The sequence below is a fragment of the Enterobacteriaceae bacterium ESL0689 genome (assembly GCA_029433525.1).
Taxonomy (GTDB): Bacteria; Pseudomonadota; Gammaproteobacteria; order Enterobacterales; family Enterobacteriaceae; genus JAQTIF01.
Genome location: JAQTIF010000001.1, coordinates 528,510 through 544,673, shown reverse-complemented (window position 1 = coordinate 544,673; position 16,164 = coordinate 528,510). Strand labels below are relative to the sequence as shown.

Genomic DNA, 16,164 nt, shown 5'->3' with positions numbered 1-16,164 from the left:
ATGGATTCGCAACGCAATCTTCTTGTTATCGCTTTGTTGTTCGTGTCTTTTATGATCTGGCAAGCCTGGCAGCAGGATAATAATCCTCAGGCTCAACAGCAGAGCACACAGACAATGACCACTGCGGGTAGCGCCGCCAGCCAGGGCAGTAGCCAGGGAAAAAAAATTACAGTTAAGACAGATGTACTGGCGCTGACGATCAACACTTATGGTGGTGATATTGATCAAGCGTTACTTCTGTCTTACCCGAAAACACTGAAATCTTCTGCACCATTCGAACTACTGGAAACCACGCCACAATTTATCTATCAGGCACAAAGTGGTTTAACAGGGCGTGATGGGCCGGATAATCCTGCCAATGGCCCTCGACCATTATATCATGCTGATAAAGATACATTTTCTCTGGAAAATGGTCAGAACGAAATCGTCATTCCGTTAACTTATACGGATAAATCCGGCAATATTTTCAGCAAAATCTTTACCCTGAAACGTGGTGATTATGCCGTAGAGGTTGATTATCGCGTACAAAACAAGGGAACCACACCACTGGAAATATCCACTTTCGGTCAGTTAAAACAGACTGAAAAACTGCCTGAACACCGCGATACACAAACCGGTGGCCTGTCTTCGATGCAAACTTATCGTGGTGCAGCCTATTCCACGACCCATTCAAATTACGAAAAATACAAATTCGATACGATTGCTGAAGGCGACAACCTGAACACCGAGACTAAAAATGGCTGGGTTGCCATGTTGCAGCAGTACTTTATTACGGCATGGATACCACACGGTAACGGTATGAACCATTTTTATACCGCTAATCCGGGTAACGGTATTGTGACGATTGGCTATAAATCTCAGCCAGTGGTCGTACAGCCAGGACAAACCGATAAACTGGAAAGCGTCTTATGGGTTGGCCCGGCGATTCAGGATAAAATGGCGGCTGTTGCACCGCACTTAGACCTGACCGTAGATTATGGCTGGTTATGGTTTATCTCGCAGCCACTCTTCAAATTGCTGAAATGGATCCACGGTTTTCTTGGTAACTGGGGCTTTTCCATTATCATCATCACCTTTATCGTTCGTGGCATCATGTACCCGCTGACCAAAGCGCAGTACACATCAATGGCTAAAATGCGGCTATTACAGCCAAAAGTTCAGGCCATGCGTGAGCGACTGGGTAACGATAAGCAACGGCAAAGTCAGGAATTGATGGCGCTGTATAAATCAGAAAATGTCAATCCACTGGGTGGCTGCTTCCCGGTGCTGATTCAGATGCCTATTTTCCTTGCACTGTATTACATGCTGAGCGCCTCAGTCGAGCTGCGTCACGCGCCCTTTATTTTGTGGATCCATGATCTTTCAGCACAAGATCCATACTATATTCTGCCGATCCTGATGGGGATGACGATGTATCTGATTCAGAAAATGTCACCTTCGGCAGTGACTGATCCGATGCAGCAGAAGATGATGACTTTCATGCCCGTTATCTTCACGGTATTCTTCCTGTGGTTCCCGTCGGGTCTGGTGCTTTACTATATCGTCAGTAACCTGGTCACCATTATTCAGCAACAGTTGATTTATCGCGGTCTGGAAAAACGTGGACTGCATAGCCGTGAAAAGAAAAAAGCCTGATGCGTTAAGCAGGCGAAAACAAAAAGCGGTCGAATGACCGCTTTTTTATTATAAAACATAGAGATATACCATGAGTCATAATGACACTATCGTCGCCCAGGCCACACCGCCGGGACGCGGCGGGGTCGGTATCCTGCGGGTCTCCGGTGAGAAAGCGCGCGATGTTGCACACGCTGTACTCGGTCAACTGCCCAAACCGCGTTATGCCGGTTATTTACCTTTTAAAAATGCCGACGGGACATTACTGGATCAGGGGATCGCACTGTGGTTTCCCGCGCCACACTCTTTCACCGGTGAGGATGTTTTAGAGCTTCAGGGGCACGGTGGCCCGGTGATCCTCGATCTCCTGCTCAAACGTATTCTTATGTTACCCGGTGTGCGTATCGCTCGTCCTGGTGAATTTTCGGAACGGGCATTTCTTAACGATAAACTTGATCTGGCGCAGGCCGAAGCTATCGCCGATCTGATCGATGCCAGTTCCGAACAGGCAGCACGTTCAGCGCTTAATTCACTCCAGGGAACCTTTTCTGCGCGAATCCATCAGCTGGTGGAAGCACTCACTGACTTACGTATTTATGTAGAAGCGGCGATCGATTTTCCCGATGAAGAAATCGATTTTCTTTCTGATGGTAAAACAGAAGCCCGGCTTAATGCTGTGATCGCCGATCTTGATGCTGTGCGTGCCGAAGCGCGTCAGGGGAGTCTGTTACGAGAAGGGATGAAGGTGGTTATCGCTGGTCGTCCTAACGCGGGAAAATCCAGTCTGCTCAATGCACTGGCGGGACGGGAAGCCGCTATCGTTACCGATATTGCTGGCACCACTCGTGACGTATTGCGCGAGCATATTCATATTGATGGCATGCCTCTTCATATTATTGATACCGCCGGTCTTCGCGATGCCCATGATGAAGTCGAACGAATTGGGGTCGAACGTGCCTGGCAGGAAATAGAGCAAGCTGACCGCGTACTCTTTATGGTGGATGGCACCACTACCGATGCCAGCGATCCTGCAGATATCTGGCCAGATTTTATCGAACATCTGCCAGAAAAATTACCGATTACCGTTGTGCGCAATAAAGCCGATATCACCGGTGAAGTGCCAGGTCTTAGTGAAGTGAACGGTTACTCACTGATTCGTTTGTCAGCCCGTACCGGAGGAGGTATTGATCTGTTACGCCATCATCTTCAGCAAAGTATGGGCTTTGAGAGCAATACAGAAGGGGGATTTCTCGCGCGTCGCCGCCATTTACAGGCACTGTCTGAGGCTGCCAGCCATCTGCAACAGGGAAAATCTCAGCTGATTGATGCCTGCGCGGGTGAACTACTGGCTGAAGAGCTGCGGCTCGCCCATCAAGCGTTGAGCGAAATAACCGGTGAGTTTACCTCTGATGACTTGCTGGGACGGATATTCTCCAGCTTCTGTATCGGTAAATAACCTTTTACCGATACAGGATAGTGAGTAGTGACTAACTATTTAATGGGCATCGACAAAGACTATTTTTAGCACAAACAGCAGCGACACGATGATCACACATGGACTGAGATCACGCAGGCGCCCGGTGCCGATTTTCATCACACAATATGAGATAAACCCCAGCGCAATACCTTCAGTAATCGAGAAGCTAAAGGGCATCATCACTGCGGTAATAAATGCGGGAACAGCTTCGGTCAGATCGTTCCATTTCACGCGCACCAGGCTGGAAGTCATCAATACACCGACATAGATTAGCGCACCCGCAGCCGCATAAGCAGGCACCATTCCGGCAAGCGGTGATAAAAAGATAACCAGCAGGAATAAAATTCCCACCACGACCGCGGTCAGACCGGTACGACCGCCCACAGAAACACCGGATGTCGACTCAATATAAGCCGTCACCGAAGATGTGCCGATAAAAGATCCCACCACCGAGGAAATACTGTCGACATACAACGCTTGCTTCATGTGTGGGAATTTTCCCTTTTCGTCAGTTAGACCCGCTTTATCCGTTACCGCAATCAGCGTGCCGGAAGAATCAAACAAATTCACCAGCATAAAAGAGAAGATAATTCCTGAGAGCCCGAGATTAAATGAACCGGCGAGATCAATATGGCCAATGACCGAGGTCACATCCGGTGGAGCAGAAATAATCCCGCTGTAGTGAACATCACCCAGCATCCAACCCAGCAAGGTCGTTACTACCATCGCAATCAACACCGCAGCATGAATATTGCGCGCGGCAAGGATAACGATGATAAAGAACCCCAGAATCCCCAGTAATACACTGTGAGAGGTCAGGTTGCCAATACTGACCAGGGTATCTTTATTCGCGACAATCACCCCGGCATTTTTGAGCCCCATCATGCCGATAAATAACCCAATACCACTGGTGATCCCGACACGCAGACTGAGTGGAATATTGGCAATCATCCAGTAACGTACACGAAAAATGGTCAATAGCAGCAGGCCTATCGCTCCCCAGAAAATAGCGCCCATACCGGTCTGCCACGATAATCCCATCGCCTGTACGACGACAAAAGCAAAGAAAGCATTCAGACCCATCGCCGGTGCCAGCGCGACCGGCAGATTAGCCAGCAGCCCCATCAGAATACTGCCGAAAGCAGCAATCAGACAGGTGGTTGTAAATACGACGTGTGTATCCATCCCTGCAACCCCCAGAATCTGTGGGTTAACAAAGATAATGTAAACCATCGTCAGAAAAGTCGTGAAACCTGCGATGACTTCGGTGCGCACCGTCGTACTATGTTTGCGCAGTTTGAACACGCGATCCAGCAGCCCCGTATCAGAAGACGGGGGGATTTGTTGTTGACTCATTATCGATTTCCGAACTCAATGGGGAAAATTCGCCGCTATCATATACTAAAATAGAACATTGGATGCAGTAATACCGCTATTTTTAGCGATTCTGTTTAAGATATGAATCCTCAGAATGACGTCATGCCCGCAGGCATGACGGACTGAATCTACTCGACAGTCACCGATTTCGCCAGATTACGCGGCTGATCAACATCGGTGCCTTTAATCAGCGCGACATGATAGGCCAGCAGCTGCAGCGGTATGGTATAGAAGATGGGAGCAATCTCCTCTTCCACATGTGGCATTTCAATAAGGTGCATATTGTCATTACCGTTAAAACCGGCGTCACCATCGGCAAAGACATACAATTGCCCTCCACGGGCACGCACTTCTTCAATATTAGATTTGAGCTTTTCCAGCAATTCATTGTTCGGCGCGATGACGATCACTGGCATGTCAGCATCAATTAATGCCAGAGGGCCATGTTTCAGCTCACCTGCGGCATAGGCTTCCGCATGGATATAAGAGATCTCTTTTAGCTTAAGGGCCCCTTCGTGTGCTATCGGATATTGATCTCCACGGCCGAGAAACAGCGCATGGTGCTTATCAGAAAAGTGCTCAGCCAGCGCCGCGATGCGTTTATCCTGATATAACATCTGCTCAATACGATTTGGCAGTGCCTGTAAGGCATGGATAATTCGCTTTTCAACTTCAGCGGGCTGGCTCCGGAGATGGGCCAGCCTGGCGACCAGGAGTAATAATACCGTTAACTGAGTGGTAAAAGCCTTAGTCGATGCGACACCAATTTCTGTACCCGCACGGGTCATCAATGCCAGGTCTGATTCCCGTACCAGAGAAGACCCCGCAACATTGCAGATAGTCAATGAACCAAGATAACCCAGTTGTTTTGATAAACGCAGGGCCGCCAGGGTATCCGCTGTCTCACCAGACTGGGAGAGGGTGATCATCAGGCTGTTGTGACGTCGCGCAGATTTACGGTAGCGAAACTCAGAGGCGATTTCGACATCGCAGGGGATACCCGCCAGTGCCTCAAACCAGTAACGGGATACCATTCCCGCATTATACGAGGTGCCGCAGGCGACAATCTGAATATGCTCAACCTGCGATAACATAGTATCAGCATCAGCCCCGAGTTCGCTCAGATCAACCGCCCCCTGACGGATGCGGCCAATCAGCGTGTTTTTTATCGCATCCGGCTGATCGTAAATCTCTTTTTGCATGTAGTGACGATAGGCACCCTTATCACCCGCATCATATTGCAGGTTAGATTCGATATCCGGGCGTTTAACTTCGTTTGCCGATTTATCAAAGATAACCACAGAACGGCGGGTCACTTCTGCAATATCGCCCTCTTCGAGAAAGATAAAACGGCGGGTTACCGGTAGCAGGGCCAGCTGATCGGAAGCAATGAAGTTCTCTCCCACGCCCAGGCCAATGACCAGCGGGCTCCCCGATCGCGCCGCCAGCAGCGTTCCTGGCGTGCGGGTATCCATAATGACCGCGCCATAAGCACCACGTAAGTGGGGGATCGCACGCATCACCGCTTCACGTAACGTTCCGCCTTGTTTCAGTTCCCAGTGAACCAGGTGAGCAATCACTTCAGTATCTGTTTCTGATACAAAGAGATAGCCACGCGCTTGCAACAGATCACGTAATTCTTCGTAGTTTTCAATAATACCGTTATGAACGACCAGAATATGGTCAGAAAGATGGGGGTGTGCGTTATCTTCGGAAGGCTCACCATGTGTCGCCCAGCGCGTATGCGCAATCCCCGTGCCACCGTGCAGTGGATATGCTTCTGCCGCCTGAGCCAGTACCTGAACTTTTCCTACACGACGAATACGGGACATCTGCCCCTGGTCATCAACAATCGCCAGACCGGCTGAGTCGTATCCCCGGTATTCCAGACGACGTAAGCCTTCAAGAAGGATTTCAGCAATATCGCGTTGTGCTACTGCGCCTACAATTCCACACATAGTTAAAATTCCTGATCATGGTTTTACCCGGGATTGCCGATACCGAAGCGTGATTATCTATTTTCAACAACATAAATCACTGATAATAAAATTATTCTGTATCATCCGTTTTTTGCAACGATATGATTAATCACTATTGCCGCTGGCCTTTTTAGTTTTTTTTCTTCACCGGACGTTGCCAGCCCTGTTTATGGACTTGTGGTACACGACTTAAAACCAGCTCATGATCAGCAACATTACGTGTGACCGTCGTCCCGGCTGCTATAGTAGCACCGTTACCCACCGTAACAGGTGCCACGAGTTGGGTATCAGAGCCGATAAACACATTATCGCCAATTAGCGTTTTAAACTTATTCGCACCATCATAGTTACAGGTGATCGTACCCGCGCCGATATTAACGTTATCACCAATTTCGGCATCACCGAGATAGGTCAGATGCCCGGCTTTCGATCCTTGTCCCAGCCGCGCTTTTTTCATTTCAACAAAGTTGCCGACATGTGCCCCTTTGAGCAGTTCTGCTCCTGGACGTAATCGCGCAAACGGACCGATAGTACAATTTACCTGTAAATGTGCACCATCCAGCACGGAATAGGGGCTGATCTCACAATCATCTTCAATAATGCTGTTTTTTATGATGCAACCTGCGCCTATTTTTACCCGATTACCCAGCACAATGTGACCTTCAAGGATAACATTAGTATCAATTTCAACATCACGGCCATGTGTCAGTGTGCCACGCAAGTCAAAACGTGAAGGATCGCGTAACATCACGCCAGCCAGTAATAGCTTTTCCGCTTGTTCCGACTGATAAATACGCTCCAGACGTGCCAGCTGCAGACGATTATTGACCCCTTCAACTTCGCTTAAGCGCTGGGGATGAACAGTCACAATTTCCCGACCTTCCTGATGCGCCATCGCGATAATATCAGTGATGTAATATTCGCCCTGAACGTTGTTATTGGTGAGTCTTGCCAGCCAGCGCTTTAAATCTGCACCACCGGTGAGCAAAATACCGGTATTAATTTCTTTAATCTGTCGCTGTTCATCACTGGCATCTTTGTGCTCAATAATCCCGGTCACTTTGCCATTCTGACGCAGAATGCGACCATAGCCGTCAGGTTGGTCAACCGCCACAGAGATTAAGCTTATTCCGCCCTGCGGTTTTGCTGTTCGCAGACGCTGCAAAGTCTCAACCGATATCAGCGGCACATCGCCATACAGTACCAGGATATCTTCATCATCGCGAAAGAAAGGAGCAGCCTGCTGGATAGCATGTCCGGTACCAAGCTGTTCTGGTTGTAATACCCAGTTGAGGTTATCTTCATGCAGTGCCTGATGAAGTAAATCGCCGCCATAGCCATAGACCAGATGGATCGCAGAAGCACCAAGATTTTTACTGGTATTAATAACATGCTGAACCATTGATTTGCCAGACAGGGTGTGCAGCACTTTGGGGAGATCAGAATACATACGGGTTCCCTTGCCTGCAGCAAGGATAACCACGCTCATTGTACTATTCAGCATAGGTGTCCTGACGGTGATTTATAACTTAGCCTCTATCCTGTCAGGCGTCATCGTCGCAGCCTGACAGGATAGACGCTTAATTTATCGAATAATATCTTGTTTTTGCTATTTTTATCCATGAATAAAAATCAAACAGAAAAAACCAGCCTGATTGACAGACTGGTTTTTTATTTTCAAGCCGGTGTTACATCACCTTTTTCGTTAGCTCGATAACCCGCAGTTTAGCAATCGCTTTAGCCAGTTTTGTCGATGCCTGGGCGTAATCAACATCACCATGAGAGTTATGAATATTCTCTTCGGCTTTACGCTTTGACTCCAGAGCTAACGCTTCATCAAGATCCTGACCACGGATAGCGGTATCAGCAAGCACGGTCACACGGTCAGGCTGCACCTCAAGAATTCCCCCAGACAGATAGATGAACTCTTCATGACCATACTGCTTAACGATGTAAATCATACCTGGCTTAATGGCGGTGAGTAACGGAGTGTGACCGGGGTAGATCCCCAAATCCCCTTCGCTACCCGTAACCTGGATTTTCTCGACCAGACCAGAGAAAAGCTGTTGCTCTGCACTGACGACATCCAGGTGGTAAGTTATTGCCATATCACCCTCCGATTAAGGCGTTAAAGTTTTTTCGCTTTTTCCACGGCTTCATCGATAGAACCGACCATGTAGAACGCCTGTTCTGGTAAGTGATCGTATTCGCCTGCCATAATACCTTTAAATCCACGGATCGTCTCTTTCAGGGAAACATATTTACCCGGCGATCCGGTAAAGACTTCGGCCACAAAGAATGGCTGAGAGAGGAAGCGCTGGATTTTACGCGCACGAGCGACCACCAGCTTATCATCTTCAGACAGTTCATCCATACCGAGGATGGCGATAATATCTTTCAGCTCCTGATAACGCTGTAACAGAGACTGTACGCCACGCGCCGTATCGTAGTGATCCTGGCCAACAACCAGTGGATCTAACTGACGGCTGGTGGAATCCAGTGGGTCAACCGCCGGATAAATCCCCAGAGAGGCAATCTGACGACTTAATACCACCGTTGCATCAAGGTGCGCAAACGTTGTCGCTGGTGAAGGGTCAGTCAAGTCATCCGCAGGGACATATACCGCCTGAACGGAAGTGATAGAGCCTGTTTTGGTGGAAGTGATACGTTCCTGCAACACACCCATCTCTTCTGCCAGTGTTGGCTGATAACCTACCGCTGAAGGCATACGACCTAACAGTGCAGAGACTTCGGTTCCTGCAAGGGTATAGCGATAGATATTATCAATGAACAGTAATACATCGCGTCCTTCGTCACGGAATTTTTCAGCCATTGTCAGACCGGTTAGCGCAACACGCAGACGGTTACCCGGTGGTTCATTCATCTGACCATAGACCAGGGAGACTTTATCAATAACGTTAGATTCGGTCATTTCGTGGTAGAAATCGTTCCCTTCACGGGTACGTTCACCCACCCCGGCAAATACGGAATAACCTGAGTGCTCGATAGCAATATTACGGATAAGTTCCATCATATTGACTGTTTTACCCACACCCGCACCACCGAACAGACCTACTTTACCGCCTTTCGCAAACGGGCAGATCAAATCGATAACTTTGATACCGGTTTCCAGCAGTTCTCTGGAACTGGAAAGGTCTTCATAAGAGGGTGCCGCACGATGGATAGCCCAGCGTTCTTGCTCACCGATATCGCCTTTCATATCTACCGGTTGGCCCAGTACATTGACAATGCGTCCCAGTGTTTCCTTACCCACCGGAACTTCGATGGGATGTTCGAGATCTGTCACGACCAGACCACGACGCAAACCATCAGAAGAGCCCATAGCGATAGCACGTACAATACCACCGCCTAGCTGCTGCTGAACTTCCAGCACCAGATTTTCATTACCATTTTTTACCTCAAGAGCATCGTACACGCGCGGTACAGCATCCTGAGGGAATTCGACGTCAACTACGGCGCCGATTACCTGGACAATTTTTCCAGTAGCCATCTTGATTCCTCTACGAATTAACCTGGTTATACCGCGGATGCACCACCGACTATCTCAGTGAGTTCCTGAGTAATGCTGGCCTGACGAGCTTTGTTGTAGACCAACTGCAGTTCTTTAATCAGGCTGCCACCATTATCGGTAGCTGCTTTCATCGCCACCATCCGCGCGGCCTGCTCGCTGGCCAGGTTTTCTACTACCCCTTGATAAACCTGGGACTCGATATAACGACGCAGGAGCGTATCCAACAGTGATTTCGGGTCGGGTTCATACAGATAATCCCAGGTTTTACGCTTCAGCTCAGCATCATCTGATGCCGGTAATGGCAGTAGCTGAGTGATGGTGGGAGCCTGAGACATCGTATTAATAAATTTGTTGCTGACAATATAAAGCTTGTCGAGGCGGCCTTCATCATAGGCCTGCAACATCACTTTTACCGCGCCGATCAGCTCGGATAACATGGGGTGATCCCCCATTCCGGTGGCCTGAGCAACAATGTTACTGCCGATGGAGTTAAAAAAAGAAATCCCCTTAGAGCCAATCATTGCGATATCGCATTGAACGCCCTTATCAGACCATTCTTTCATATCTGTCAGTAGTTTCTTGAACAAATTAATGTTCAAACCACCGCATAACCCACGGTCAGTCGATACCACCAGATACCCTACACGTTTAACGTCACGTTCTTCCAGATAGGGGTGCTTATATTCCAGATTGCCATTTGCAAGGCGACCAATCACTGCGCGCATGGTTTCTGCATAAGGACGGCTGGCCGCCATGCGATCCTGCGATTTACGCATTTTGGAAGCAGCGACCATCTCCATTGCGTTAGTGATCTTTTGCGTATTCTGGACGCTTGCGATCTTACTACGTATCTCTTTTGCGCCGGCCATGACTTCTCCTCAATGCCCCGCGACTTGTCTGCTGAAGACAAGTCGCCTGAATTTACCAGGTCTGGGTTGCTTTGAAAGCGTCAAGGACACTTTTCAGTTTGCCTTCAAGCTCATCACTGTAGCTACCGGTCTGGTTAATCTCTTGCATCAATGGGGCATGCTCATGTTCAGCATAAGCCAGCAACGCAGCTTCAAAACTGCCAATTTTTGCCAGCTCCACATCCTCAAGATATCCGCGCTCCGCAGCAAACAGAACCAGACTCTGCTGTGCCACAGACATCGGTGCATACTGTTTCTGTTTCAGCAACTCAGTGACTTTCTGACCATGATTTAACTGTTTACGGGTCGCATCATCCAGATCAGAAGCAAACTGCGAGAATGCAGCCAGTTCACGATACTGCGCCAGCGCGGTACGAATACCCCCCGACAGTTTCTTCATGATTTTAGACTGAGCCGCACCACCAACACGGGATACCGAGATCCCTGGGTTAACTGCCGGACGAATACCAGAGTTAAACAAATTGGTTTCCAGGAATATCTGACCATCGGTAATAGAAATAACGTTGGTCGGCACAAATGCAGAAACGTCACCCGCCTGCGTTTCAATGATCGGCAGCGCGGTCAGAGAGCCCGTTTTACCTTTCACTTCACCTTTCGTAAAGTTCTCAACATATTCTGCATTAACACGAGAAGCACGTTCCAGCAAACGAGAATGAAGATAGAAAACATCACCAGGAAACGCTTCACGTCCTGGTGGCCGACGAAGCAACAGAGAAACCTGACGGTAAGCCACCGCTTGCTTAGACAGATCATCATAAACAATCAGCGCGTCTTCACCACGGTCACGGAAGTATTCACCCATTGCGCAACCGGCATAAGGTGCCAGATACTGCAGGGCCGCCGATTCAGAAGCCGTAGCCACAACAACGATAGTGTTTTCTAGCGCACCATGCTCTTCCAGTTTACGCACAACATTCGAGATGGTAGATGCTTTCTGCCCAATGGCCACATAGACACACTTGATGCCAGAATCACGCTGATTGATGATGGCATCAATTGCCAACGCGGTTTTACCGGTCTGACGGTCACCAATGATAAGCTCACGCTGACCACGGCCGACAGGAATCATGGCATCGACAGATTTGTAGCCTGTCTGAACAGGCTGCTCTACAGATTGACGTTCAATAACACCCGGGGCAATCGCTTCGACAGCGGAAAAACCATCATGCTCGACAGCGCCTTTGCCATCGATGGGTTCACCCAGGGTATTCACAACACGTCCCAGCAGGCCACGGCCAACCGGAACTTCAAGAATACGCCCGGTGCATTTTACTGTCATGCCTTCGGCAAGGTCAGTATATGGCCCCATCACCACGGCACCCACAGAGTCACGTTCAAGATTCAGTGCGATGGCATAACGACCGCCAGGCAGAGAAAGCATCTCCCCCTGCATACAATCGGCCAGTCCGTGAATACGGATAACACCATCACTGACAGAAACAATAGTACCTTCGTTGTGAGCCTCGCTCACAACCTTAAACTGAGCAATGCGCTGCTTGATCAGTTCGCTGATTTCGGTGGAATTCAGTTGCATGCTCCAGTCCCCTTAAGACTGCAAGACGTCTGCCAGACGATCAAGACGGCTACGTACACTGCCATCTATGACCATATCACCCGAGCGGATGATAATACCTGCCATAACAGACTTATCAATTTTGCAATTCAGCTTCACTTTACGTGACAGACGTTTTTCCATAGCGCCGATGATCTTCGTCCGCTGTTCTTCACTCAATGGCGAGGCAGAAATCACCTCGACCGTGGCGGTTGCCTCACTGGCAGCGCGCAAACGAATGAACAACTCAAGAACATCCGGTAACACTTGCAGACGACTATTTTCAGCCATAACCCGAATCAGGTTCTGACCGTTTTCGTCCAGTTGTTCACCACAGACTGCGATAAACGAATCGGAAAGCGCTTCTGGTGCCAAATCACCGGTTAAAAGCTCTGCCATCTGTTCATTTTTAGTCACTTCAGCGGCAAACAACAGCATATTCTGCCAGTGTTCAACACGATTGTGCTCGATGGCAAAGTCAAAAGCTGCTTTGGCGTAGGGGCGAGCTACCGTTACAAATTCAGACATCAGCCCCTCCCTCCTTACAGTTCAGCGACAAGTTTATCCACGATGTCGCTGTTCGCAGCTTCATCTACGGATCGTTCGATAATCTTCTCAGCCCCTGCAATAGCCAGCATTGCAACCTGCTTACGTAACTCCTCATGAGCACGTTTACGTTCAGCGTCAATTTCAACCTGGGCTTGCGCAATAATTTTTGCGCGTTCCTGTTCTGCTTCAGCTTTCGCTTCATCCAGTATAAGAGCACGCCGTTTATTAGCCTGCTCAATGATAACCTGGGCTTCTTCTTTCGCTGTTTTCAGCTGGTCAGTCGCGTTGGTCTGTGCAAGATCTAAATCTTTTTTTGCTCGCTCCGCTGAAGATAAACCGTCAGCAATTTCTTTCTGACGTTTCTCAATGGCGGCCATTATCGGCGGCCATACATATTTCATGCAGAACCAGACGAATACAAAAAACGCGATAGCTTGGCCGAGGATTGTTGCGTTCATGTTCACAGCACAATACCTCTTAAGTTACTCAATGAATTAAATATCTTTCGCACAACAGACTATGCGACAGCAAACATGATATACATTCCCAGACCTACAGCGATCATCGGGATAGCATCGACCAGCCCCATAACGATAAAGAACTGAGTACGCAGAAGTGGAATAAGATCAGGCTGGCGCGCAGCACCTTCCAGATATTTTCCCCCGAGGATGCCGATACCGATCGCAGCACCGATAGCCGCCAGCCCCATCATCACAGCAGCAGCCATGTACAGCAGATCCATATTCAGGTTTTCCATGACAGTCTCCAGTTTGTTTCAATAAAAATGTAATGCAATAGTAAAAAATTAATGATCTTCAGAAGCCATCGACAGATAAACGATCGTCAGCACCATGAAGATGAAAGCCTGCAGCGTAATAATCAGGATGTGAAAAATGGCCCACGGCACATTCAGCACCCACTGTGACCACCACGGCAACAAAGCAGCAATGAGGATAAAAATCAGCTCACCGGCATACATATTGCCGAACAGCCGCAGTCCCAGAGAGATCGGTTTAGAGAGCAAACTGACCCCTTCAAGAATCAGGTTAATCGGAATAAAAGCCCAGTGATTGAATGGCTGCAAGGTGAGCTCTTTAACAAAACCACTCACGCCTTTTATCTTGATGCTATAGAAAATAATCAGGAAGAATACGCCAATAGCCATTGATAGCGTAATGTTAACGTCAGAAGAAGGAACGACGCGCATAGCGGGCAAACCAAGGCGTTTCGCTATCTCGGGAATCAAATCAATGGGCAGTAAATCCATCAGATTCATCAGGAATACCCAGACAAACACGGTGAGTGCCAGGGGAGCAATCAGTTTGCTCTTACCATGATACATATCTTTGACGCTGCCATGAACAAAACCAATGATCATCTCGACAGCGGTCTGGAATTTGCCAGGCACACCACTGGTCGCATTCTTTGCCACTTTACGGAAAATAGTAATGAACACCAGACCGAGTACCACGGAAAAGAACATGGAATCAATGTTAAGCGTCCAGAAAGTAGCCGGGGGGTTGTGAGGATCCACCAGCGAGAATGTACGCAAGTCAAGTTGAAGGTTATTCAGATGATGACCGATGTAATCCTGCGGCTTCATATTTTCTGCAGCCATGATGCCTTTTTACCCTTTGTTGTTAATTACAGATGGTGCCAGAATCACAACGACTGACACCAAAACCCACGACACGATTAGCGGCATAAACACTATCTTAAAACCACCCGTACCATCGCGTAGAGAGCGAAAACCAGTAACACTGTGAAAACGTTATCGCAGACGAAAAATCAGGCAATACAACACGATGTATAGGCGCCTGATAACACTACGCTAAATCATAAAACACAGTTTAACAGCCAAATCTCCGCATATTGGGCGGAAATGCCCGAATATCACTTTTTTCAGGTTAAACAGCAATCGCTTGCTGTTAACGGCGAGTCACTGAATAAACAGAAACTTACACACTACCTTTGCACTCAAAAGTAACACTGACTTCAAGGTAAATCACGTATCGTATAAAACGACCTTTGGGGCAAAGAGTCAAGCCTCAAAAAAGTGCAAATTTGTCTGGTATTACACCATTAAACCAACTTTTATGTAGCAAAAAAGTTAAAAAATTAATTTTTATCTTCTGTATCTGACTGCAATCCTGCGATATCAAGGTGATAAACGCGGAAACGATCCATTAGCGGGATAACCGGTGCTCCAGACGCCACATCGTAGCTGATAACCAGTGAATCTTATAGCATCACATCATTATGATTTTAATGATATTTATCAAAATTCTTATCATTTAAAAGAACAAATAATCACGATTATGGCAAGGCGCTGAAGGGAATAGAGTTCGCACATATCCGTCACTATCATGATAAAATTTGTTAACAAAATAAACTAAAAAAGAAAATAAAATGTTTCTTTATTATTCATAAAACCGCACATAAAACAATATATTATTAACATTAAGTGATACTGTTTTTTTCACATCTTTTGATAAAAATCAGGCTTGTTCTCCCGAATAATAATCAGGTGGCGTGCGCTTTCCAGCCGGGGGATCTGTAGACGGATAATTTCGTTCAGTGAATATCCCTCTGGTAAATGAGCGATTTCATCTCCCTGAACAAGCCCTTTTAACGCATAGAAACAACCCTTTTCTGACAACAGGTGGTGACACCAGCCCACCATATCACTGAGTGACGCAAACGCACGGCTGATAACACCATCAAACAGTGACGGTGGATGAAATCCTTCTACCCGGCTTTGTACGAGGGTGATATTGGGTAATGCTAACTCATGCTGAACCTGGCGAAGAAAACGGATACGCTTTCCAAGACTATCCAGTAGCGTAAAACGAAATTCAGGACACACGATAGACAATGGAATGCCAGGCAATCCCGGTCCAGTTCCGACGTCGATAAAATCGGTTCCCTGTAAATACGGCGCGACAACGATGCTATCGAGGATATGACGCACCAGCATCTCATTCGGATCACGAACCGCCGTCAGGTTATAGGCTTTATTCCATTTATCAAGCAGGCCGACATAAGCGACCAGCTGATTTTTCTGATGATCGGTAAGTGAAATACCGGCTTCATTCAGCAGACAGGAGAGTTTATTAAGCACGTTGTTCAATACCTGTTAGAAACAATAATCCCGA

General features: G+C 47.9%; 14 protein-coding genes. 2 read left to right on the top strand and 12 right to left on the bottom strand.

Annotation, left to right across the window (positions count from 1 at the left end):
• Together yidC and mnmE are read left to right on the top strand one after the other, a co-directional pair.
• On the top strand, nucleotides 1-1,635 hold the full coding sequence (yidC, locus tag PT300_02655) for a membrane protein insertase YidC (protein MDF7679563.1): 1,635 nt from the start codon (nucleotides 1-3) through the stop codon (nucleotides 1,633-1,635).
• A gap of 70 nt (nucleotides 1,636-1,705) precedes the next feature.
• The gene (gene mnmE / locus PT300_02650; GenBank protein MDF7679562.1) at nucleotides 1,706-3,070 is read left to right on the top strand and encodes a tRNA uridine-5-carboxymethylaminomethyl(34) synthesis GTPase MnmE; all 1,365 of its coding nucleotides are present in this window, start codon (nucleotides 1,706-1,708) and stop codon (nucleotides 3,068-3,070) included.
• 39 nt (nucleotides 3,071-3,109) lie between these two features.
• Here mnmE and PT300_02645 read toward each other — a convergent pair whose 3' ends face one another.
• From PT300_02645 to rsmG, 12 genes are all read right to left on the bottom strand, one after another.
• Nucleotides 3,110-4,447, bottom strand: a complete 1,338-nt coding sequence (locus PT300_02645; protein ID MDF7679561.1) for an NCS2 family permease — start codon at nucleotides 4,445-4,447, stop codon at nucleotides 3,110-3,112.
• A 149-nt stretch (nucleotides 4,448-4,596) separates the two neighbouring features.
• Nucleotides 4,597-6,426: a glutamine--fructose-6-phosphate transaminase (isomerizing) gene (glmS, locus tag PT300_02640; GenBank protein ID MDF7679560.1), complete on the bottom strand. Its 1,830-nt coding sequence runs from the start codon at nucleotides 6,424-6,426 to the stop codon at nucleotides 4,597-4,599.
• Nucleotides 6,427-6,577: 151 nt separating this feature from the next.
• The gene (gene glmU / locus PT300_02635) at nucleotides 6,578-7,951 is read right to left on the bottom strand and encodes a bifunctional UDP-N-acetylglucosamine diphosphorylase/glucosamine-1-phosphate N-acetyltransferase GlmU (GenBank protein MDF7679559.1); all 1,374 of its coding nucleotides are present in this window, start codon (nucleotides 7,949-7,951) and stop codon (nucleotides 6,578-6,580) included.
• A 184-nt stretch (nucleotides 7,952-8,135) separates the two neighbouring features.
• Nucleotides 8,136-8,555, bottom strand: coding sequence for a F0F1 ATP synthase subunit epsilon (locus tag PT300_02630; protein MDF7679558.1), 420 nt, complete (start codon nucleotides 8,553-8,555; stop codon nucleotides 8,136-8,138).
• A gap of 20 nt (nucleotides 8,556-8,575) precedes the next feature.
• Entirely contained in the window at nucleotides 8,576-9,958 is a 1,383-nt protein-coding gene (gene atpD / locus PT300_02625) for a F0F1 ATP synthase subunit beta (GenBank protein ID MDF7679557.1), read from the bottom strand.
• A gap of 26 nt (nucleotides 9,959-9,984) precedes the next feature.
• Nucleotides 9,985-10,848, bottom strand: coding sequence for a F0F1 ATP synthase subunit gamma (gene atpG, locus PT300_02620; protein MDF7679556.1), 864 nt, complete (start codon nucleotides 10,846-10,848; stop codon nucleotides 9,985-9,987).
• 52 nt (nucleotides 10,849-10,900) lie between these two features.
• Entirely contained in the window at nucleotides 10,901-12,442 is a 1,542-nt protein-coding gene (gene atpA / locus PT300_02615) for a F0F1 ATP synthase subunit alpha (GenBank protein ID MDF7679555.1), read from the bottom strand.
• Between the two features lie 12 nt (nucleotides 12,443-12,454).
• The gene (gene atpH, locus PT300_02610; protein MDF7679554.1) at nucleotides 12,455-12,988 is read right to left on the bottom strand and encodes a F0F1 ATP synthase subunit delta; all 534 of its coding nucleotides are present in this window, start codon (nucleotides 12,986-12,988) and stop codon (nucleotides 12,455-12,457) included.
• 14 nt (nucleotides 12,989-13,002) lie between these two features.
• Nucleotides 13,003-13,473, bottom strand: a complete 471-nt coding sequence (gene atpF / locus PT300_02605; protein ID MDF7679553.1) for a F0F1 ATP synthase subunit B — start codon at nucleotides 13,471-13,473, stop codon at nucleotides 13,003-13,005.
• 53 nt (nucleotides 13,474-13,526) lie between these two features.
• Complete coding sequence (gene atpE, locus PT300_02600) at nucleotides 13,527-13,766, bottom strand: F0F1 ATP synthase subunit C (protein ID MDF7679552.1); 240 nt, start codon at nucleotides 13,764-13,766, stop codon at nucleotides 13,527-13,529.
• A 48-nt stretch (nucleotides 13,767-13,814) separates the two neighbouring features.
• Nucleotides 13,815-14,627, bottom strand: a complete 813-nt coding sequence (gene atpB, locus PT300_02595) for a F0F1 ATP synthase subunit A (GenBank protein MDF7679551.1) — start codon at nucleotides 14,625-14,627, stop codon at nucleotides 13,815-13,817.
• A gap of 861 nt (nucleotides 14,628-15,488) precedes the next feature.
• Nucleotides 15,489-16,130 carry a 16S rRNA (guanine(527)-N(7))-methyltransferase RsmG gene (rsmG, locus tag PT300_02590; protein MDF7679550.1) on the bottom strand — a complete coding sequence of 214 codons (642 nt, stop codon included), beginning with the start codon at nucleotides 16,128-16,130 and terminating at the stop codon, nucleotides 15,489-15,491.
• Nucleotides 16,131-16,164 lie beyond the last annotated feature (34 nt).